Source organism: Rhodothermales bacterium (assembly GCA_039944855.1).
Lineage (GTDB): Bacteria > Bacteroidota > Rhodothermia > Rhodothermales > JANQRZ01 > JBBSMX01.
The window spans coordinates 41,442-60,728 of record JBDUXZ010000019.1 but is presented as its reverse complement, the minus strand read 5'-3'; the positions used below and the strand labels follow the sequence as shown (position 1 = coordinate 60,728).

The window sequence follows — 19,287 nt, the reverse complement described above, 5'->3', positions numbered from 1 at the left end:
CGCATTACGCACCGCTGGGGCGGGGCGCGGCCTGCCGTCCGCACACGCCGAGCGTATCTTTCGGTCGCTCTCTCCCGCTCGCGCTCATGCCCTCTCGTCAGCCTTCCGTCACGCCCCCCGCGTTCCCGGACCTCGGCCGGTTCTGGACGGCGGCGAACGTGATCACGATGACGCGGATGGTGCTCGTCGGGCCCATCGCGGTCCTCGTCTACCGGGGCGGCCCGTTCCCCCTGCTCATAGGCCTGCTCCTCTTCGCGATCGCCACCGACTGGTTCGACGGGCAGATCGCGCGGTGGAGCGGAACCGTCTCGGAGTGGGGGAAGGTGCTCGACCCGACGGCCGACAAGCTCGCGGCGGCAGCCGTCACCGTCGCCCTCGTGATCCGGCCGGAAGAGCTCGGCCCGCCGCTGCCGGTGTGGTTCGTCATCTGCGTGATCGTACGCGACGCGGTGATCGCGCTCGGCGGGCTCGTCCAGACCCGCCGGCTCGGGTACGTGATGATGAGCCTGTGGAGCGGGAAGGTGGCCGTGACGGCGCTGTCCATCACCGTGCTCGCCGCGCTCCTCCGCGCCGATCCGCCCGTGCTGATGGTCTGTGTCTGGACCACGACGGCGCTCCTCGCGTACTCCCTCGGCCGCTACCTCCAGCGCTTCGCCCACGTGATGCGACTGGGCCCGGTCGTGCCCCTCAACGACCGCGACGCCGTCGTCACCGAGCGGCTGCCCGAGAACGTCCCGCCCCCCGAGGGAACGCGGAGCCGGGGAGCCGGGTGATGGACCCCGCCGCGCTCTGTCCTCCGACCCCTCGACCAGCAAATCCCCCCGCACTCCATGGCCCTGTTTGGCTTCGGTAAAAAGCAGAAAGAGAAAGAGCGCCTCGAAGAAGGCCTCGAAAAGACGCGGACGAGCCTCTTCGGCAAGCTCGACGTGCTCGTCCGCGGCAAAGATCAGGTGGACGAGGAGGTGCTCGACGACCTCGAAGGCATCCTCGTCACGAGCGACGTCGGCGTGAAGACGACCGTCGACATCATCCACCGCATCGAGGCCCGCGTCGCCCGCGACAAGTACGTCTCGACGGAGGACCTCAACGGGCTCATCCGCGAAGAGATCGCGAGCCTCCTCCTCGAACACGCCCCCGACCGGCCGGCCGACTTCGACGCCCCGCTTCCGAACCACCCGCACGTCGTGATGGTCGTCGGCGTCAATGGCGTCGGGAAGACGACGTCGATCGGGAAGATGGCGAACCGCTACAAGGAGGCGGGCAAATCGGTCCTGCTCGGCGCGGCCGACACGTTCCGCGCGGCGGCGGCCGAACAGCTCGACATCTGGGCGCAGCGCGCGGGCGTCCCCATCATCAAGCAGCACCACGGCGCCGACCCCGCCGCCGTCGCGTTCGACACGCTCGCCGCCGCCACGTCGCGCGGCTCCGACGTCGTGCTCATCGACACGGCGGGTCGGCTCCACACGAAGGGCGGGCTGATGGACGAGCTCTCGAAGGTGAAGCGGGTGATGGACCGGCAGGTGCCCGGCGCCCCGCACGAAGTCCTCCTCGTCCTCGACGCCTCGACGGGGCAGAACGCGATCCGCCAGGCCGAGGAGTTCACCAAGAGCGTCGATGTCACCGGCCTCGTCCTCACTAAGCTCGACGGCACGGCGAAGGGGGGCATTGTGATTGGCATTTCGAACGAGTTCCAGATCCCCGTAAAGTATATCGGCGTAGGGGAGGGGATCGACGACCTCCAGGTGTTCGACCGCTCCTCGTTCGTCGCCGCGCTCTTCGACTGAGCGCGCCCCGCGCCCTTCCCGTTCGGGGAGCCTCTGCGACCGTTCGGCGGGATCGCGGGACGGCACGACCGATTCCGCTCCTCCGCCGGCTCGCGCGCCTTCATATTTACCTTGTGATCGGACGCGCCGTCCCTGCTCGGCCGGCCGAGCGGTTCGGACGGCCCTGGACGGAACTCCCCCGTCATGCATATCATAAAGCAATAGAACACAGCCGAGCGGAGGCCGGAGCCTATGGGTTGTCCTGTTACACAGCACGTGAACGGAGCGGCGCGCGTCGTGCTGCTGAGCCTGATGCTCGCGCTCCTCGCGGCGCCGACCGGCGCCTTCGCCCAGCCCGCCTACCAGCCCGAGTTCGACGTGGACGCGGTGAGCGTGCGCGGCGAGAGCGAGGCGGAGACGCGCGTCGACGTCTACACGAAGGTCCCGTACCAGAGCCTCCGCTTCCTGAGCCAGGACGACGGGTTCGCCGCGCGCTACAGCGTGTCGGTCGATATCTACCGGACGAACGCGGAGGGCAAGGTCGAGGGCCTCGTGCGCAGCCGGATGTGGGAGCGCGCCGTCGAGGCGCCGACGTACGACGCCACGCAGGCCGACACGCTCTACGACTACGCGACGCAGTCGCTCCAACTCCCGCCGGGCGCGTACGCGCTCGAAGTGCAGGTCGAGGACGCGGCCTCGAATCGGACGTTCGTGCGCGAGTACCCGCTCGAAGTCCGCTCGTTCAACGGCGCCGTCGCCATGAGCGACCTCCTCCTGGCCGACCGCTACGACCCCGCGCGGCAGGTGCTCTTCCCGAACGTATCGAACGCCGTGGGCACGGACAAGCCGGACTTCACGCTCTTCTACGAGATCTACGCGGACCGTCCCCAGACCCTCCGCGTCCGCTACGAAGTCGTGAAGCAGAACCGCGAGCGGCGGCGGCCCGCCGTGCTCCGCCCGCTCCTCGGCCTGCCGCCGAAGGAGGACGACGAGCCCGCCCCGGACTTCCGCACGACCGAGACGCTCGACGTCCGCGCCGGCCGCAACCCCGCCACGCTCACGCTCGACACCGACCGGTTCGCGTCCGGGGACTACGTGTTCAACGTCCGGCTCGAAACTACAGGCGGCACCGTGCTCGCCTCGGCGTCGAAGGACCTCACCGTCCGCTGGATGGGGCTCGACGACCAGATCGCCGACCTCGAAAGCGCCGTCTCGCAGCTCCGCTACATCGCCAAAGACCGCGAGATCAACGCCATCCGCGACGCCGCGACGCCGCAGGAGCGCTTCAGCCTGTTCCAGAGCTTCTGGGACAAGCGCGACCCCACGCCCGGCACGCGACGCAACGAGCGGATGGAGGAGTATTACTTCCGCGTCTCGTTCGCCAACCGGAACTACGGCCGGTTCTCCAACAGCGGGTGGAATACGGACCGCGGCGAGGTGTTCATTCGCTTCGGCGAGCCCGACCTCGTGGAGCGTCACCCGTTCAGCTACGGCGACAAGCCCTACCAGATCTGGTACTACAACCGGATCGGCCGCCGCTTCATCTTCGTGGACGAGACGGGCTTCGGCGACTTCGAGCTTCTCGTGCCGATCTGGGACGAGCGGACGCGGATGTAAGACGTCCACCGAATCGGGCGGAGACGCGCCACGGCGCGCCTCTACGAAAAGCCCTGCGCCCTCGGCGGCGCGGGGCTTATTTTTGGCCCTCGCTTCTCCCCCTCTACCCTCGTTCGTGCAGACGCCGCATGCTGCGTCTCTACCGCCCTCGCTATGACTGACGCTCGGCCCTCCGACCTCCGCCTCGTGTTCATGGGCACGCCCGACTTCGCCGTGCCCTCGCTCGAAGCCCTCGTGAACGCGGGCTACCGGCCCGCCGCCGTCGTGACGGTGCCCGACCGGCCGAAGGGGCGCGGGCAGCAGGTGCAGGCCCCGGCCGTGAAGCAGGCCGCCGAGCGGCACGGGCTCCGCGTGCTGCAGCCCGAAGACCTCCGCGACGAGGGGTTCATCGCCGAGCTCGAAGCGCTCGCGCCAGACGTGGTCGCCGTCGTCGCCTTCCGCATCCTCCCGCCGGAGGTCTACACGCTTGCCTCGAAAGGGGCGTTCAACCTCCACGCCTCGCTCCTGCCCCAGTACCGCGGCGCGGCGCCGATCAACCGCGCCGTGATGGCGGGCGAGATCGAGACCGGCGTGACGACGTTCCTCCTCAAGCCGAAGGTGGATACGGGCGACACGCTGATGATGCGGCGGCTGGGGATCGGGCCGGACGAGACGGCGGGCGAGCTGCACGACCGGCTCGCGGAGCTCGGTGCGGAGGTCGTCGTCGAGACGGTGCGGCACCTGGCGGACGGGACGGCTGAGGCGCTGCCGCAGGATGAGCACCGCGTCAGCCACGCCCCGAAGCTCTTCAAAGAGGACGCGGAGATCGACTGGACGCGGCCGGCGCACGAGGTCCACAACCACGTCCGTGGCCTCTCGCCGTACCCGGCGGCGTGGACGATGCACAGCGACACCCTCCTAAAGATCTACCGGACGTGCGTCGTGAAAGGATCGGGCGAGCCCGGCGAGGTGCTGGAGTCCTCGGGCGACTGCCTCCGTATCGCGTGCGGCGAGAAGGCCGTGGAGGTGAAAGAAGTGCAGCGCGAGGGACGCGCCGTCCTCTCCGCCGAGGAGTTCCTCAACGGCTACACCTTCCATCCCGGCGACCGGCTGGCCTGACGCCGAGACCGAAGGTGACGATGGACTCCTCCGACGACACGGCCCCGACGGACCCTGCGCTCGCCCGCCGCGTGCGGAGCGCGCTCGGTCAGCGCCCCGCGCCGCCCGACCCCGAGGCCGCGCGACAGCGGGTCCGCGCGCTCTTCACCGAAGCCTTCGGCGCGGCGGCGACGGCGGCGGCGTTCGCCCCGGTGTACGCCCCGCTCAGCGGCGAGCACACGGCCTATTTCGACGGGCTCGCCCTGCTGCTCCGGCTGCCCGGCGGCGTGTCGGTGGCTGTGGGACGGGCGTCGGGTCCGGCTCGGCTCGTGGTGCAGCGCGGGGATGCACGTCCCCGGAACCGTGCGATGGACGCGGGGATCGACGGGTGGGGCGAGAACGCCGCGCTCGCCCGCCTCGTCCGCGCTCTCGTCCGAGCGCAGGGCGCACCGGCCGACGGCCTCTCCGTCGCCCTTCACCTCGCGCCGCCGACGCCCGAGCCCGACGCCCTGCTCGCGGCGACGGCGTCGGCCACAGGCCGAGCGTTTGCAACACTATTCGGCGCTGAAGAGGGAGTCGTTGCGACCGGGGCCGAAGCGGTGAGCGAGGTGCTCGGCAGGCCGTTCGGTCCGGCCCTCCTGATTGCGGCCGCGAAGGGCAGCCCGCTCGTACTCGCCGACGCGGCGACGCACGGGGCGGAGGCGCTGCCGGAGCCGGAGCACATGGGCTGGGGCTTCGTCGATACGCGCCGCGCGCCGGAGCCGGTGGGCTCGTCGTACCGCCACCGCGTCGCCGTGCTCGACGACGCCGTGGCCGACCTCCGACGCGGCGGGTTCGAGGGGCTGCGCTCGCTCCGTGGCCTCGACCACCGCGACGTGCCGGACGCGCTCGACAGCCTCCGCGGCGAGGCGAAGCGGATCGTCCGCTACCTCGCCGGGGAAGACCGCCGCGTGCAGCGGCTGCTCGTCGCGCTGCGGAAAGGGGACGGGCAGGTCGTCGGCGCGCACCTGCTGATGTCCGAGGCCTCGCGGCGCGACGACTGGCAGGCGGGCACGCCCGAGGCCGAGTTCGTCGTCCGCGAAGTAGAAAAGGCCGAGGGGATCTACGGCGCGCGGACCGTCGGCGGCGGGGTCGGCGGCGGCCTGCTCGTCGTAGGCCGCCCGTTCCTCGTCCCCCCCTTCCTCGACGCCCTCGCCGAGCGATTCGAAGCGGAGTTCGGGATCCGCCCCGCCACGTCGGTATTGTAGAGGCGCGCCCCGACTCCCCCTCCGAACGTTTCTGCCCGCCCCGATCCCCATGACCGAAACCGACATCACCCACCTCTCCGAGCGGATCGAGCGGGAGAGCGCGTTCATCGAGCCCCTCCTCGCCGAAGTCCGCCGCGTCGTCGTGGGGCAGCCCGAGATGGTGGAACGGCTGCTGATCGGGCTCCTCAGCGGGGGGCACGTCCTGCTCGAAGGCGTCCCCGGCCTTGCCAAGACGCTCACGATCTCGACGCTCGCGCGCGCCATTGCAGCCCGGTTCCAGCGTATCCAGTTCACCCCGGACCTCCTGCCCGCCGACCTGCTCGGCACGCTCGTTTACAACCAGAAAGAGTCCGAGTTCTTCATCAAGAAGGGCCCGATCTTCGCCAACCTCATCCTCGCCGACGAGATCAACCGCGCCCCGGCGAAGGTGCAGAGCGCGCTCCTCGAAGCGATGCAGGAGCGGCAGGTCACGATCGGCGAGACGACGTTCCCCCTCAAGGAGCCGTTCCTCGTGCTCGCCACGCAGAACCCGGTGGAGCAGGAGGGGACGTACCCGCTGCCCGAGGCGCAGGTGGACCGCTTCATGCTGAAGATCGTCGTCGACTACCCGACGCGGGAGCAAGAGCTGGAGATCATGCGGCGGATGGCCACGCCCGAGGCCCTGCCCGCCGCCGCGCCCGTCGTCGAGCCCGAGCAGATCCTCACCGCCCGCGCCGTCCTCGCCGACCTCTACGTGGACGAGCGCGTCGAGGGCTACATCGTCGACCTCGTCCTCGCCACGCGGGAGCCGGGCCGGTACCGGCTGAGCCAGGCCGAGGGGCTCATCGCCTACGGCGCGTCCCCGCGCGCATCGATCTACCTCAACCGCGCCGCCCGCGCCCACGCGTTCCTCCAGCGCCGGGCGTACGTCACGCCGGAGGACGTCCGCTCGGTGGCGCTCGACGTGCTCCGCCACCGCATCAGCGTCACCTACGAGGCCGAGGCCGAAGAGGTCACCTCGGAGATGCTCGTCCGCCAGATCCTCGATACCGTCGAAGTACCGTAGCCTCTCGACCCCCGACTCTCGACCCCCGACTCTTCCCATGCGCCAGCCGAAACCGTTTCAGAAGGAGGCCATCTCCGTCGAGTTCATGGTCGCGCAGATCCGCGACCGCGTGGGGATGACCGTGACGGAAGTGAACCACGTCGACGCATCTGAGCGCGAGGTGATCGAGAGCAACCTCCACCGGCCTGGCCTCGCCCTCGCCGGTTACACCGACCTCTTCACGTACAAGCGTGTCCAGGTCCTCGGCAACACCGAGAGCCAGTTCCTCTCCCACCTCAGCGACGAGGCGCGGATCGAGGCGTTCAGCCACCTCGTCCAGTTCGACGTGCCGTGCATCTTCCTCACGGAAAGCAATACGCTCCCGCCGACGCTCGTCCAGATGGCGACGGACGCGGGCATTCCCATCTACGTCACGGCCGTCCCGTCGACGGAATTCATGTACCACCTGCGGGACTTTCTGGAGGACCAGTTCGCGCTCCAGCAGACCGTCCACGGCTCGCTCGTCGACGTGTACGGTATCGGTCTGCTGCTCGTCGGGAAGAGCGGGATCGGGAAGAGCGAGGTCGCGCTCGACCTCGTGGAGCGCGGCCACCGGCTCGTCGCCGACGACGTCGTGGTGGTGACGAAGAAGAGCGAGGGCGTGCTGATGGGCTCGGGGACGGAGCTGACGCAGCACTTCATGGAGATCCGCGGGCTCGGGATCGTCGACGTCCGGGCGATGTTCGGGATCCGGGCGATCCGGTTTCAGAAGCGCGTCGAGGTCGTGGTGGGGATGGAGGTGTGGGAGCCGGAGAAGGAGTACACGCGGATCGGGATGGTGGAGGAGGCGCAGGACATCCTCGGCGTGCCGCTCCCGCTCGTCGAGCTCCCGATCGTGCCGGGGAAGAACGTCACCGTGATCTGCGAGGTGATCGCGATGAACCACCTCCTCCGGCACTACGGCTACGACCCCGCGCAGGTCTTCGCCCGCCGCCTCACCGAGCGGATCCGCTCGAAGGGGAGCGGGCTCCCCGACGGCGACTCCTCACGCCCTCGCCGCGGCACCGAGTGGTTCGAGCACGACACGGAGTGAGGCGCACGGGGCGTGAGGCGCGCGGGCGTGCGCCAGAAGTGATCGGAGAGAGGTTCCAAAGTACCCGAGAAGTTTTCGTCTCGACCGGCGCTTTGGTTGACATGTAGGGGTTACCCGGATATATTCAATCGCGGGTTTGTAGTTACGGTGTGACATTATGCCATCCCCACTCCCCGCTACGGTGTTTCACGGACGAAGCCAGGTCTCTCGTGGCCTGGCTTTTGCGGTTCCAACCGCGCCGTTGCACGCGTAGCAGGAAGCCCTTGTCCACCACACTGCACCCCGTGTCTCCGTCCTGAACGCACCCCTCCACGGGTTTCAGGTTGCTCTGGCCTCGCCCCGGCCGGCGCGTTGAGCACGGAGAGCGAGCCCCACCACTCGCCACCCCAGCCGCTCGCCCGTTTATGCCCAAAAACAATTACTACTACTACGACCACGAAGCCTGCACGTTCGTAGAGGTCCAGCCTAAGCCTCACAAGGTGCTCCTTCACTCGGCCGTCGTGCTGGCCCTCGCGGTTGTCCTCGCCGGTGCCGGGATGTGGGCGGTCTACGAGACCAGCTCCACGCCGAAAGAGGTCGCTCTCGCGCAGGAGAACCGCGCGCTCCAGCAGCAGCTCACCACGAATGGGCAGCGCTTCACCGAACTCTCGGAGCGGCTCGACGAGTTGGCGGAGACGGACCGCGACCTCTACCGCACCATCTTCCAGGCGGACCCGATCTCGGACGAGGTCCGGCAGGTCGGCGTCGGCGGCGCGAGTTCGACGGAGTTCGACGGCTTCGCCGAGTCCACGAGCCGCCTCCTCCGCGACAACGACAACGCCCTCGAGAAGCTGGAGCGGCAGGTCTCGCTGCAGCGTTCGAGCTACGACGAGCTGATCGACCTCGCCGCGGAGCGCGCCGAGGCGATCCCGCAGATGCCCGCCATCCTCCCGACCTCGGGGCCGCTCACGAGCGGGTTCGGGATGCGGAAGCACCCCATCCACCGCGTCTACAAGATGCACGCGGGCGTTGACTTCTCGATCCCCACCGGCACGTCGGTCTACGCCACGGGCGACGGCGTCATCGCGTTCGCCGGCGTGAGTTCGGGCTACGGGTTGAACGTTCGCATCCGCCACCCGAAGGCGAAGCGCGTCACGCTCTACGCCCACCTCTCGGAGATCCCCGAGGGCATCCGCCCCGGCGCGCGCGTCGAGCGCGGCGACGTGATCGGGAAGAGCGGGAATACGGGGCTCTCCACGTCCCCGCACCTCCACTACGAGATCCGCCGCCTCAACGACGAAGCGGTCAACCCGATCTACTCCTTCGCGCCGGGCGTCCGGCCCTCCGAGTACCACGAGCTGGTTCGGGTGGCAGAGAGCGAGAACGCGCCGCTCGACTGAGTCGAACGTCGCCACCGAGTTTCCGAGCGGAACGCAGCGGCCCTGCGTTCCGCTCTTTTTATGCAGCGAGTGTCCCCTGAGAGACTGTTTAGTGACCATTGAGATGGAGTCCCCCTCCTGGACAGGAGGGGATAGGGGTGGTGGACGAGGGCGGATGCTCGGCCTGATCTACCCCCTCCCCGTTGCGCGGGACTCCCCCTGTCCAGGGGGAGGGCTTCTTGACCCGTTACCAAACCGTCTCTGGGACACGGGGAGGGGCGAGCCGAGGCCGTTAACCGGGGACTTCATCTAGATTGCGGGAACAGATAGCGCGCGGTTGCTTTTGCCCTGCAATCGCTTTATCGTGCAGCCCACGCCCGACCGACGGGCTGCCCGCCTCTTTTCAAAGATTCCCCTCCCCCTATGTACTGGACGCTGGAGCTTGCGGCGTATCTCGAAGACGCCCCGTGGCCGGCCACGAAGGACGAGCTCATCGACTACTGTGATCGGACCGGCGCGCCGCTCGAAGTCAGGCAGAACCTGACCGAGATGGACGACGATGGGGAGCCCTACGAGAGCATCGAGGAGATCTGGCCGGATTACCCGATCAACAACGACGATTTCTACTACGAGGACGAGTAGCCGTCCGCATCCGGCGGCGTGCCCCCGACCCCTCGTGCGACGCCTCGCGCTCTTCCTCTGCTTGCTGACGGTGGCCCTCGGGGCTTCGCTCGCCGCGCCGGCCGCCGCGCAGTCCGGCCCTCCCGAGCCCCAGCGCATCACGTCGGTTCGCCTCACCGGCGACCTCGGCCCGTTCGACGCCGAGATCTTACAGGAGCTGCTGCAGACCCGGCCGAACCGCCGCTTCCTCGGCATCCCCGGCCTCACGCCGGGGCTCTGGACCTACCGACTCGGCACCGCCGGCATCTTCCCCCGCCCCATCGCGCGGGCCTTCGAGCGCAGCGGGGAGCCTCCAGCGGTGCTCGAGCCTGAAGACGTTGAAGCGGATCGGGCGCGGCTCGAACTGCTCTACCGGCAAGAGGGATTCCGGGACGCGAGCGTGACCGCCTCCGTGGACCCGGTCAGGCCGGACGCCGTGCGCGTTCGGTTCCACACGGCGCTGGGCGCGCCGAGCACGATCGAGACCGTGCGCTACGAAGGGTTGGGCGCGCTCGACGCCGACGCGCGACGCCGATTCGCGCGGGGCACGACGCTGCAGCTCGACGAGATCCGTGGCGCCGACACGCTCGCGTTCGCCGCACGCGACCAGCGCTTTTCGGAGCCGGCCCTGTTGGAAGAGCGCCGGCGCCTCCTCACGTTCCTGCGCGACGAAGGCTTTGCCCGCATCACCCGCGACTCGATCCAGGCCGTCGCGTTCGAGGCCGGACCCCGCGCGTTCGACATCGCCTTCCGCGTCCGCCCCGGCCCGCGCTACGACTTCGGCGACGTGCGCTTCGAGGTGACGGGGCCGGAAGAGGCACCGCCGCGCACCGACACGCTGCAGCTCGGCGATGGCCTCGTGACGGTGCGCTACGAGGGCGAGGAGTCGCTCGAGCCCGGCCTCCTCCTGCGCTCGCTCCGGTTCCGGCCGGGCGAGACCTACGATCGGAGCGAGCTGCTCGCCACGAAACGGCGACTGGAACGCACCGGCGTCTTCTCGTTCAGCGAGATCACGCCGCTCGCCGACAGCCTGCCCCGCACCGGCGGGGGGGCCGCGACGGATTCGATGCCGCGGATCGCGCACCGCATCGGGCTGCGGACGCGGCGGCGCCACAACATCCGGCTCGAGGGGTTCGTGCTCCAGCGGACGGGGCTCCTCACGCCGGAGGGCAGCAACCTCGGCGGCGACGAGCTCGGCTTCGGCGTCGGCGCGGCGTACCGGAATGCGAACGCGTTCGGCGGCGGCGAAGCGTTCGGCGTGCGCGCGAGCGGGTCGGTGGCGGGCGAGTTCGGCGAGTTTCCCACGGCGCAGGCTGAGGTCACGACCTCGCTCGCGTACCCCTACCTCGTGCCCCCGTTCGGCTTCATCGAGCGCGCGCTCCGCCCGTTCAACACGCGAACGCAGCTCTCGCTCGGCTTCCTCACGGCGCGGCGCGACGAGCTTCGCCTGATCATCCGGGGCCGCGCGAGCGCCGGGCTCCGCCTCGAGGTCCAGCACACGCCGACGCTCTCGTCGCTCCTCGACATCGTTGACTTCCGCCTCTCCGACCCCGACACGCTCAGCGGCTTCGCGAACGAGTTCCTCGACCTCGTCGAAGACCCCGTCGCCCGCGCGTTCGTGCTCGAAGACTACACCCGGCCCCAAGTCAACAACGCCTTTCGCTACACGCTCCGCGCCGTCACCGCCGACCTCTTCCGGCGGGACCGGGGCCACGCGCGCGAGGTCGCCGTCGAGGCCGGGGGCAACCTCCCGTACCTCCTCGACCGCTTCGTCTTCTCGCCCGACACGCTCGAAGGAACCCTGCCCGGCCTCCCCATCTTCGGCGGATCGAGCCGGCTGGAATACCGGCAGTACGTCCGCTTCGTCGCCGACGTGCGCGAGTACCGGCCGCTCGGGCGGCTCTCGACGCTTGCGATGAAAGCCATCGTCGGCATCGCGCACCCGACGGGTGATGCGCCCGTGGTGCCGTTCGACCGGCGATTCTACGTCGGTGGGGCCAACAGCGTGCGCGGGTGGCAGCTTCGCACGCTCGGGCCGGGCGGCGTGCTGCCGGGCGAGGCCGCCTTCGTGCAGGGCGGCGACGTCAAGCTGGAGTTCGGGCTCGAACTGCGCACGATCCTGCTCCGTGATCTCTTCGCCGCGAACTGGTCGCTCGCCCTCTTCTCCGACGCGGGGAACGTGTGGTTCGGCCCGCGCAACCCCGGCAACCCCGACGGCCAGTTCCGGTTGGACTCGTTCTACGACGAGATCGCCGTCGGGGCCGGGACCGGGCTGCGCGTGGCGTGGGACTTCCTCATTCTCCGGTTCGACCTCGGCTGGCAGGTCCACTCGCCCGTCGCCGGAACCGGCCTCTTCCCCGAAGGCAACCGCCCGCTCTTCCACTTCGGCATCGGCCAAGCGTTTTAGCGCGGTGTCCAACCGAGAGGTAGAGATGCAGCATGCTGCGTCTCTACGGTGGGATCAACGATAACAGACAGACCTATGGCAACGAACCGACCTCCCGCACAACGCCCCCAGCGCGGCGCCACGCTCGACATCGACATCGAGAAGTTCGCCGACCGGGGGAAGTCCCTCGCGCGGCTTGACGGCTACGTCGTGTTCGTCGCGGGGGCGGTGCCGGGCGACCGCGTCCGCGCGAAGCTGTTCAAGCGAAAGCGCGGTTTCGGTGAGGCCCGTCTGCTCGAAGTATTGGAGCCGAGTCCGCTCCGCACCACGCCACGCTGCGAGTACTTCGACGCCTGCGGCGGCTGCAAGTGGCAGCACGTGCAGTATGACGCGCAGCGTGATGCGAAGCGGCAGAGCGTCGAGGATGCGCTCCGTCACACCGGCGGCTTCGCCGACGTCGAAGTCCGCCCGACGATCGGGGCCGACGAACTCTATTTCTACCGCAACAAGATGGAGTTCTCCTTCGCCGCGCACCGCTGGCTGACGGATTGGGAGATCGCCTCCGGCACCGACTTCGACCGCGACTTCGCGCTCGGCCTCCACGTCCCCGGGCGCTACGATAAAGTCCTCGACCTCAAGGCGTGCTACCTCCAGTCGGAGTGGAGCGCGAACCTCGTCAACGCCACGCGCGCCTTCGCGAAGGAGCACGGGTGGACGCCGTGGGACGTGCACAAGCAGACCGGCTTCCTCCGCCACCTCGTCCTCCGCACGCCTGCGAACACCGACGAGCGGATGGTGAACCTCGTCACGAACGGCCGCGACGACGAGCGGATGGCGCAGTTCGCCGCCTTCCTCCGCGCCGAGTTTCCCGAGACGACGACGTTCGTCAACACGATCAACACGGGCGTCGCGCAGACGGCCTTCGGCGAGGAGATCGTGACCGTCTTCGGCCCCGGCGTCGTCCACGACCGGATCGGGGACTACACGTTCGAGATCGCGCCGAATGCGTTCTTTCAGACGAATACACGCCAAGCCGAGAAGCTCTACGCTCTCGCCACCGAGTTCGCCGACTTCCAGCCCGACGACCTCGTCTACGATCTCTACTGCGGCGCGGGGTCGATCTCGCTCTACGTCTCCGAGCACGTCCGCCACGTCGTCGGCGTCGAACTCGTAGAGGAGGCGATCGCGAATGCGCACGCGAACGCGGCGGCAAACGGCGTCGAAAACTGCACGTTCGTCGCGGGCGACATGCTGAAGCTGTTCACGCCGGACTTCGTGGAGACGCACGGGCGGCCGGACGTGCTCATCGTCGACCCGCCGCGCGCGGGGATGCACCCGAAGGTCGTCGAGCAGATCGCCCGGCTCCGGCCCGAGCGGTTCGTCTACGTGAGCTGCAACCCGCAGACGCAGGCGCGCGACCTCGCGCTCCTGAAGGACCACTACCGCATCGAAGCCGTGCAGCCCGTCGACCTCTTCCCGCACACGCACCACGTCGAGACCGTCGCGAAGCTCCAAGCAGTGTGATGCGCGAGGGCGAGCGCTCAGCGGACCCAGAGGAAGAGGAGAACGAGAGCGGTGAGGGCGAGGCCGCCGTGGGCGAGGATAACGGCGGCCGGCCACGGCTTGTCATTATGCTTGCGGTAGTGGAGGTAGCCGCCGCCGAGGGCGGCGAGCACGAAGAGGCCGAGGATGAGCCAGCCATTCCCCACTTCGGTCTCGCCGTCGAGGAGGACGGCGAGGAAGAGCAGGACGCCGCCGACGGTGAACGCGCCGTGGAGGTAGCCGATCGCCTGGGGCGATGTCTTCCCGCGGAAGTGGGCGATGGCCATGGCGAGGCCGATGAGTGCGCCGAGGGCGAGGACGATGGGTGGGATGATGGGCATGGGACGAGCGGAGGAGAGGGGCGGGCGAGAGGAGACGGGTTGGATGGACGGGGGACGCGTGCGGTTCCGGCTCGTATTTTCGGGAGAGACACTAACCACATCACGATGCGTGCATTCGTCACCGGCGGGACCGGGTTTGTCGGCAGCCACCTCGTCGAGGAACTGCGGCGTCGGGGCTACGACGAAGTGCGCTGCCTCGTCCGCTCCGAGCTGAAGTGGCTCGACGGGCTGCCGATCACACCCGTCCAAGGCGACCTCTTCGACGCCGCCGCGCTGCGCGAGGGCGTGCGCGGCGTCGACGTCGTCTACCACGTCGCCGGGCTGACGCGGGCCGAGACGCAGGAGGCGCTCGACCGGGCGAACGTGGACGGGACGGTGAACCTGCTCGACGCCGTGCGCGAGGCCGCGCCGGAGCTGGGGAAGGTCGTCGTCACCTCGTCGCTCGCCGCGTGCGGGCCGAGCCGCGAGCGTCCGCTCACCGAGGCCGACCCGCTCCGCCCGATCACGCGCTACGGCCGGAGCAAAGAGAAGATGGAGGCCGTCGTGCAGGAGCGCTACCGCGATCTGCCCGTCACGATCGTCCGGCCGCCGGCGGTCTACGGCCCGCGCGAAGCCGACATCTTCACGATCATCAAAGCGGCCGACCGGCAGCGCGTGTTTCCCATCGTCGGCGACGGGTGGAAGCCCCAGCTCTCGCTCGTCCACGTCCGCGACCTGGTGCGCGGCATGGCCGACGTCGCCGAGTCGGACGCGACGGCGGGGGAGACGTACTTCCTCGGGTCCGACACGTACTATTCGTGGAACGAGATCCGCGACGCGATCCTCGGCGCGCTCGGGCACGGGGCGTTCAAGCTGAACGTGCCCCGTCCGCTCGTCGGGCTCGTCGGCGCGGCGGTGGAAGGCGTGGGGAAGCTGACGGGGACGTATCCGCCGCTGAACCGGGAGAAGGCGCGCGAGGCGAAGGCAGCGTGGCTGTGCTCGCCGGCGAAGGCGCTGCACGATGTGGGCTACCGGCAGACGGTCGGACTGGAGGAGGGGATGCGCGAGACGGTGGCGTGGTACCGCGCCGAGGGCTGGCTCTGAGGGGACGGAAGGCGACCCCGTCGATCGGCTACGGCGTTTCTTTGGGAATCTCTGCCCATCGGGCGGCGTACCTTCCACCCGCGCCCCCGAACGGGGGCATCGCTCCCCATCACGCAACCGAATCCCCTGCCGTGAGCACCTTCGGATTCAACTCTGGCTACGTCGAAGAGCTGTACGCTCAGTACCTCGAAAACCCCGAGTCCGTCAGCGAGCGCTGGCGCGAGTTCTTCGCCGACTACAAGCCGGGCCCCACGTTCCATCCCCCCGCCTCCGCCTCCGACGGCGATGCCGCCACGGCCGAGCCGCCCCAACTCGCCGAGCCGAAGGTGGAGGCCCGTGCGGCCAAACCCTCGGGCGACGGCGCGTCGACCGCGGCGCCGACGCCGCAGGCGAAAGCGCCCGCCGAGAAGGCCTCGCCGCCCGTGCCCGATGGCGCCGAGCGCGTCCCGCTCCGGGGCGCTGCCGCGCGGATCGTCGAGAACATGGAGGCCAGCCTCGAAATCCCGACGGCGACCTCCGCGCGGCAGATCCCGGTCAAGCTGATGGCCGAGAACCGCCGGCTCATCAACGACTACCAGCGGACCGTCGGCGGCGAGAAGGTGTCGTTCACGCACCTCATCGCCTACGCTCTCGTCGAATCGCTGAAGAAGTATCCGGCGATGAATCACGCCTTCCGCCGCGAGATCGCCGATGACGGGAGTTCCACGCTCGAACGCGTCGAGCCCGCCAGCGTCAACTTCGGGCTCGCGATCGATGTCGAGCGGAAGAACGGGCAGCGCACGCTGATGGTGCCGAACGTCCGCGATGCCCAGACGATGACGTTCCCGACCTTCCTCGGCGCCTACAACGACATCGTCCGCCGCGCCCGCGACGGCAAGCTCGAGATCGCCGACTTCCAGGGCACGACGGCGACGCTCACGAACCCCGGCATGATCGGGACGGTGATGAGCGTGCCGCGGCTGATGCAGGGGCAGGGCCTCATCCTCGCCGTCGGGAGCATCGGCTACCCGCCGGAGTTCCTCGCGCTCCCGCCCACCGAGGTCTCGCGCCTCGGCATCAGCGAGGTCATGACGATCACGAGCACCTACGACCATCGCGTGATCCAGGGCGCCGAGAGCGGGGAGTTCCTCGCCTACGTCGGCGCCCTCCTCACGGGCAAGCACGGGTTCTACGAGCGCGTCTTCAAAGAGCTCGGCCTGACGATGCCGCCGCTCAAGATGAGCGCCGACACCACGCCCGTCCTCGGCAAGACCGACGAGCAGGCGCTCGTCGAGAAGCAGGCGCGCGTGCTCCAGCTCATCCGGGCGTACCGCGTGCGCGGCCACCTCATGGCCGACCTCAACCCCCTCGGCGGCGACCTCCGCCAGCACGACGAGCTCGACCCGGCGTCCTACGGCCTCACGATCTGGGACCTCGACCGGGCGTTCGCGACGGGCGGCGTCGGCACCGTCGGCGGCGGGCTCGGGGGCAAGGACGTGCTCCCGCTCCGCGAGATCCTCGACGTGGTGTGGGAGACCTACACCCGCCATGTCGGGGTGGAGTTCATGCACATCTCGGACCCGACCGAGAAGCGGTGGCTCATCGAGCGGATCGAGCCGCAGCGGATGATGGACCCGATCTCGCTCGACCAGAAGAAGCGCATCCTCGACCGGCTCAACGCCGCCGAGGCGTTCGAGCGGTTCATCCACACGAAGTACATCGGCCACAAGCGCTTCTCGCTCGAAGGGGCCGAGACGCTCATCCCCATCCTCGACCAGATCCTCTCGGACGCGGCCGATCAGGAGGTGGACGAGGCCGTGATCGGGATGGCGCACCGCGGCCGGCTCAACGTGCTCGCGAACGTGATGGGCAAGCCGTACTCCGCCATCTTCGGCGAGTTCGAGGGCAACCTCGACATCGGCACGTCCCACGGCTCGGGCGACGTGAAGTACCACCTCGGCGCCCACGGCACGCACCACGCGCCGAGCGGGACGACCGTCGACCTCACGCTCGCCGGCAACCCGAGCCACCTCGAAGCGGTCAACCCCGTGGTCGAAGGCATGGTCCGCGCCAAGCAGCAGCAGCGCGGCGACACGAACCGCGACGAGGTGCTCCCCATCCTCATCCACGGCGACGCCGCGTTCGCCGGGCAGGGCGTCGTCGCCGAGACGCTCAACCTCTCCCAGCTCGACGGCTACAAGACCGGCGGCACGGTCCACATCGTCGTCAACAACCAGATCGGGTTCACGACGCTCCCGATGCACGCGCGCTCGTCGGCCTACGCCACCGACATCGCGCGGATGATCCAGGCCCCGATCTTCCACGTCAACGGCGACGACCCCGAGGCCGCGATCCGCGTCGCCCGGCTCGCGCTCGATTACCGGCAGGTGTTCAAAAAGGACGTCGTCATCGACATGGTTTGCTACCGCCAGCATGGCCACAACGAGGGCGACGAGCCAAGCTACACGCAGCCGCTGATGTACGGCAAGATCAAGGGCCACCGCTCGGTGCGGAAGAAGTACACCGAGCTCCTCCTCCGGCGCGGCGACCTCGACCCCGCCGCCGCCGAGCAGATGCTCGACGACTTCCACGCCAAGCTCCAGCAGGCCTTCGAGGACACGAAGGAGCTGACGGAAGAGCAGGACACGGCTGTCGCGGTGTTCACCGAGGAGTCGCCCGTCTCCGTCGCGTCGCGGAACGTCGACACGACGGTCGCGCGTAGCGTGCTCGACGAGGTCGTCCGCGCAATCATCGACCTTCCTGAGAGCTTCCACGTCCACCCCAAGCTCGGTCGGCTGATCGAGCGGAAGGACGAGCAGTTCACGAGCGGGAAGATCGACTGGGCCTTCGCCGAGACGCTCGCCTTCGGGACGCTCCTGCGCGAGGGGACGCCCGTCCGGCTCAGCGGGCAGGACTCCGGGCGCGGCACGTTCAGCCAGCGCCACGTCGTGCTCCACGACCAGGAGGACGCTCACCTCTACATCCCGCTCAACCACATCGCGGACGAGCAGGCGCAGTTCCAGGTCTACGACAGCCTGCTTTCGGAATATGCCGCGCTCGGCTTCGAGTACGGCTACTCCGTCGCGACGCCCGACGCGCTCGTGCTGTGGGAAGCGCAGTTCGGCGACTTCGTCAACGGCGCGCAGATCATGATCGACCAGTTCATCACGGCGGCCGAGGAGAAGTGGAACCAGTCGTGCCGCCTCGTGATGCTGCTCCCGCACGGGTACGAAGGGCAGGGGCCGGAGCACTCGTCGGCCCGGCTCGAACGCTTCCTCCAGGCCTGCGCCGAGGAGAACATCATCGTCGCCAACTTCTCGACGCCGGCGAACTACTTCCACGCGCTGCGGCGGCAGATGAAGCGGGAGGTCGGCAAGCCGCTCGTCGTGATGACGCCGAAGAGCCTGCTCCGCCACCCCGCCGTCGTCGCCACGGCCGAAGAGCTGGCCGAGGGCACGTTCCACGAGCTGTTCCCCGCCGAGACCGAGCCGGGCGCGGCGAAGCGCCTGCTGTTCTGCAGCGGGAAGGTCTACTACGACCTGCTCAAAGCCCGCGAGGAGCTGGACAATCCCGCCGAGGTCGCGATCGCGCGGCTGGAGCAGTTCTACCCGTTCCCCGACGAGGACGTCGCGGCCGAGCTCAAGCGGTTCGGGCACGTGCAGGACATCCGCTGGGTGCAGGAGGAGCCGCAGAACATGGGCGCGTGGACGTTCGTCGCGCCCCGGTTCGACGCCCTCATCAAAGCCCAGCACGACGACTGCTGCGTCCGGCTCGAGTACGTCGGCCGCGTGGCGAGTGCGAGTCCGGCGACGGGCAGCGCCCGCGTCCACGCCGCGCAGCAGGACCGGATCGTCACCGAGGCCCTCACCGTCGAGGGCTGACGCGGCGTCACTCTGTTAACAGTTGAACACTCCTCCGTGTCATCCCGAGCGCAGCCGAGGAACCCCGCAGGGCTCGGCGAAGCCCATCTCTGATAGCAACGCGGTGCCTCGGAGAGATCCTTCGACAAGCTCAGGGTGACAAAGAAGAGAGCATCTCAACAGAGCGCGGCGCTCGTTGCGTGCAGCGCGAACCTGAAAAGGGCGGCTCCGAACTCGGTCGGAGCCGCCCTTTCTCA

General features: G+C 69.0%; 14 protein-coding genes. 13 read left to right on the top strand and 1 reads right to left on the bottom strand.

The features are described from left to right. Positions 1-86 precede the first annotated feature (86 nt). The 11 genes from ABJF88_08980 (at position 87) to rlmD (ending at position 13,749) form a co-directional block, all read left to right on the top strand. Complete coding sequence (locus tag ABJF88_08980; protein ID MEP0547053.1) at positions 87-773, top strand: CDP-alcohol phosphatidyltransferase family protein; 687 nt, start codon at positions 87-89, stop codon at positions 771-773. A 57-nt stretch (positions 774-830) separates the two neighbouring features. Continuing rightward, on the top strand, positions 831-1,784 hold the full coding sequence (ftsY, locus tag ABJF88_08975; protein ID MEP0547052.1) for a signal recognition particle-docking protein FtsY: 954 nt from the start codon (positions 831-833) through the stop codon (positions 1,782-1,784). Positions 1,785-2,039: 255 nt separating this feature from the next. Further along, a complete protein-coding gene (locus ABJF88_08970) occupies positions 2,040-3,380 on the top strand; it encodes a GWxTD domain-containing protein (GenBank protein MEP0547051.1) in 1,341 nt (446 codons plus the stop codon). A gap of 153 nt (positions 3,381-3,533) precedes the next feature. After that, positions 3,534-4,478 carry a methionyl-tRNA formyltransferase gene (gene fmt, locus ABJF88_08965; protein MEP0547050.1) on the top strand — a complete coding sequence of 315 codons (945 nt, stop codon included), beginning with the start codon at positions 3,534-3,536 and terminating at the stop codon, positions 4,476-4,478. Between the two features lie 20 nt (positions 4,479-4,498). Further along, on the top strand, positions 4,499-5,704 hold the full coding sequence (locus ABJF88_08960; GenBank protein ID MEP0547049.1) for a hypothetical protein: 1,206 nt from the start codon (positions 4,499-4,501) through the stop codon (positions 5,702-5,704). 49 nt (positions 5,705-5,753) lie between these two features. After that, the gene (locus ABJF88_08955; protein ID MEP0547048.1) at positions 5,754-6,749 is read left to right on the top strand and encodes a MoxR family ATPase; all 996 of its coding nucleotides are present in this window, start codon (positions 5,754-5,756) and stop codon (positions 6,747-6,749) included. 37 nt (positions 6,750-6,786) lie between these two features. After that, positions 6,787-7,821 carry an HPr(Ser) kinase/phosphatase gene (gene hprK / locus ABJF88_08950; GenBank protein MEP0547047.1) on the top strand — a complete coding sequence of 345 codons (1,035 nt, stop codon included), beginning with the start codon at positions 6,787-6,789 and terminating at the stop codon, positions 7,819-7,821. A gap of 404 nt (positions 7,822-8,225) precedes the next feature. Further along, positions 8,226-9,200, top strand: coding sequence for a peptidoglycan DD-metalloendopeptidase family protein (locus ABJF88_08945; protein MEP0547046.1), 975 nt, complete (start codon positions 8,226-8,228; stop codon positions 9,198-9,200). Positions 9,201-9,602: 402 nt separating this feature from the next. Next, positions 9,603-9,821, top strand: coding sequence for a DUF2795 domain-containing protein (locus ABJF88_08940; GenBank protein ID MEP0547045.1), 219 nt, complete (start codon positions 9,603-9,605; stop codon positions 9,819-9,821). Positions 9,822-9,855: 34 nt separating this feature from the next. Continuing rightward, entirely contained in the window at positions 9,856-12,246 is a 2,391-nt protein-coding gene (locus ABJF88_08935; GenBank protein MEP0547044.1) for a BamA/TamA family outer membrane protein, read from the top strand. A gap of 75 nt (positions 12,247-12,321) precedes the next feature. Continuing rightward, positions 12,322-13,749, top strand: coding sequence for a 23S rRNA (uracil(1939)-C(5))-methyltransferase RlmD (gene rlmD / locus ABJF88_08930; protein MEP0547043.1), 1,428 nt, complete (start codon positions 12,322-12,324; stop codon positions 13,747-13,749). Between the two features lie 17 nt (positions 13,750-13,766). Here the strand turns inward: rlmD and ABJF88_08925 are convergent, their stop codons facing one another. Further along, positions 13,767-14,108 (bottom strand): hypothetical protein, encoded by a 342-nt coding sequence (locus tag ABJF88_08925; protein ID MEP0547042.1) that lies wholly within the window; start codon positions 14,106-14,108, stop codon positions 13,767-13,769. Positions 14,109-14,213: 105 nt separating this feature from the next. On the opposite strand from ABJF88_08925, the gene ABJF88_08920 reads away from it, so the two are divergent. Together ABJF88_08920 and ABJF88_08915 are read left to right on the top strand one after the other, a co-directional pair. Beyond that, entirely contained in the window at positions 14,214-15,191 is a 978-nt protein-coding gene (locus ABJF88_08920) for an NAD-dependent epimerase/dehydratase family protein (GenBank protein ID MEP0547041.1), read from the top strand. A gap of 98 nt (positions 15,192-15,289) precedes the next feature. Further along, the gene (locus ABJF88_08915) at positions 15,290-19,051 is read left to right on the top strand and encodes a multifunctional oxoglutarate decarboxylase/oxoglutarate dehydrogenase thiamine pyrophosphate-binding subunit/dihydrolipoyllysine-residue succinyltransferase subunit (GenBank protein ID MEP0547040.1); all 3,762 of its coding nucleotides are present in this window, start codon (positions 15,290-15,292) and stop codon (positions 19,049-19,051) included. Positions 19,052-19,287 lie beyond the last annotated feature (236 nt).

What these genes read in the sequence shown, in the direction of transcription:
- ABJF88_08980 (MEP0547053.1), top strand. Translation starts at nt 87, where the DNA reads ATGCCCTCTCGTCAGCCTTCCGTCACGCCCCCCGCGTTCCCGGACCTC.
- ftsY (MEP0547052.1), top strand. Translation starts at nt 831, where the DNA reads ATGGCCCTGTTTGGCTTCGGTAAAAAGCAGAAAGAGAAAGAGCGCCTC.
- fmt (MEP0547050.1), top strand. Translation starts at nt 3,534, where the DNA reads ATGACTGACGCTCGGCCCTCCGACCTCCGCCTCGTGTTCATGGGCACG.
- ABJF88_08960 (MEP0547049.1), top strand. Translation starts at nt 4,499, where the DNA reads ATGGACTCCTCCGACGACACGGCCCCGACGGACCCTGCGCTCGCCCGC.
- ABJF88_08955 (MEP0547048.1), top strand. Translation starts at nt 5,754, where the DNA reads ATGACCGAAACCGACATCACCCACCTCTCCGAGCGGATCGAGCGGGAG.
- hprK (MEP0547047.1), top strand. Translation starts at nt 6,787, where the DNA reads ATGCGCCAGCCGAAACCGTTTCAGAAGGAGGCCATCTCCGTCGAGTTC.
- ABJF88_08945 (MEP0547046.1), top strand. Translation starts at nt 8,226, where the DNA reads ATGCCCAAAAACAATTACTACTACTACGACCACGAAGCCTGCACGTTC.
- ABJF88_08940 (MEP0547045.1), top strand. Translation starts at nt 9,603, where the DNA reads ATGTACTGGACGCTGGAGCTTGCGGCGTATCTCGAAGACGCCCCGTGG.
- rlmD (MEP0547043.1), top strand. Translation starts at nt 12,322, where the DNA reads ATGGCAACGAACCGACCTCCCGCACAACGCCCCCAGCGCGGCGCCACG.
- ABJF88_08925 (MEP0547042.1), bottom strand. Translation starts at nt 14,108, where the DNA reads ATGCCCATCATCCCACCCATCGTCCTCGCCCTCGGCGCACTCATCGGC.
- ABJF88_08920 (MEP0547041.1), top strand. Translation starts at nt 14,214, where the DNA reads ATGCGTGCATTCGTCACCGGCGGGACCGGGTTTGTCGGCAGCCACCTC.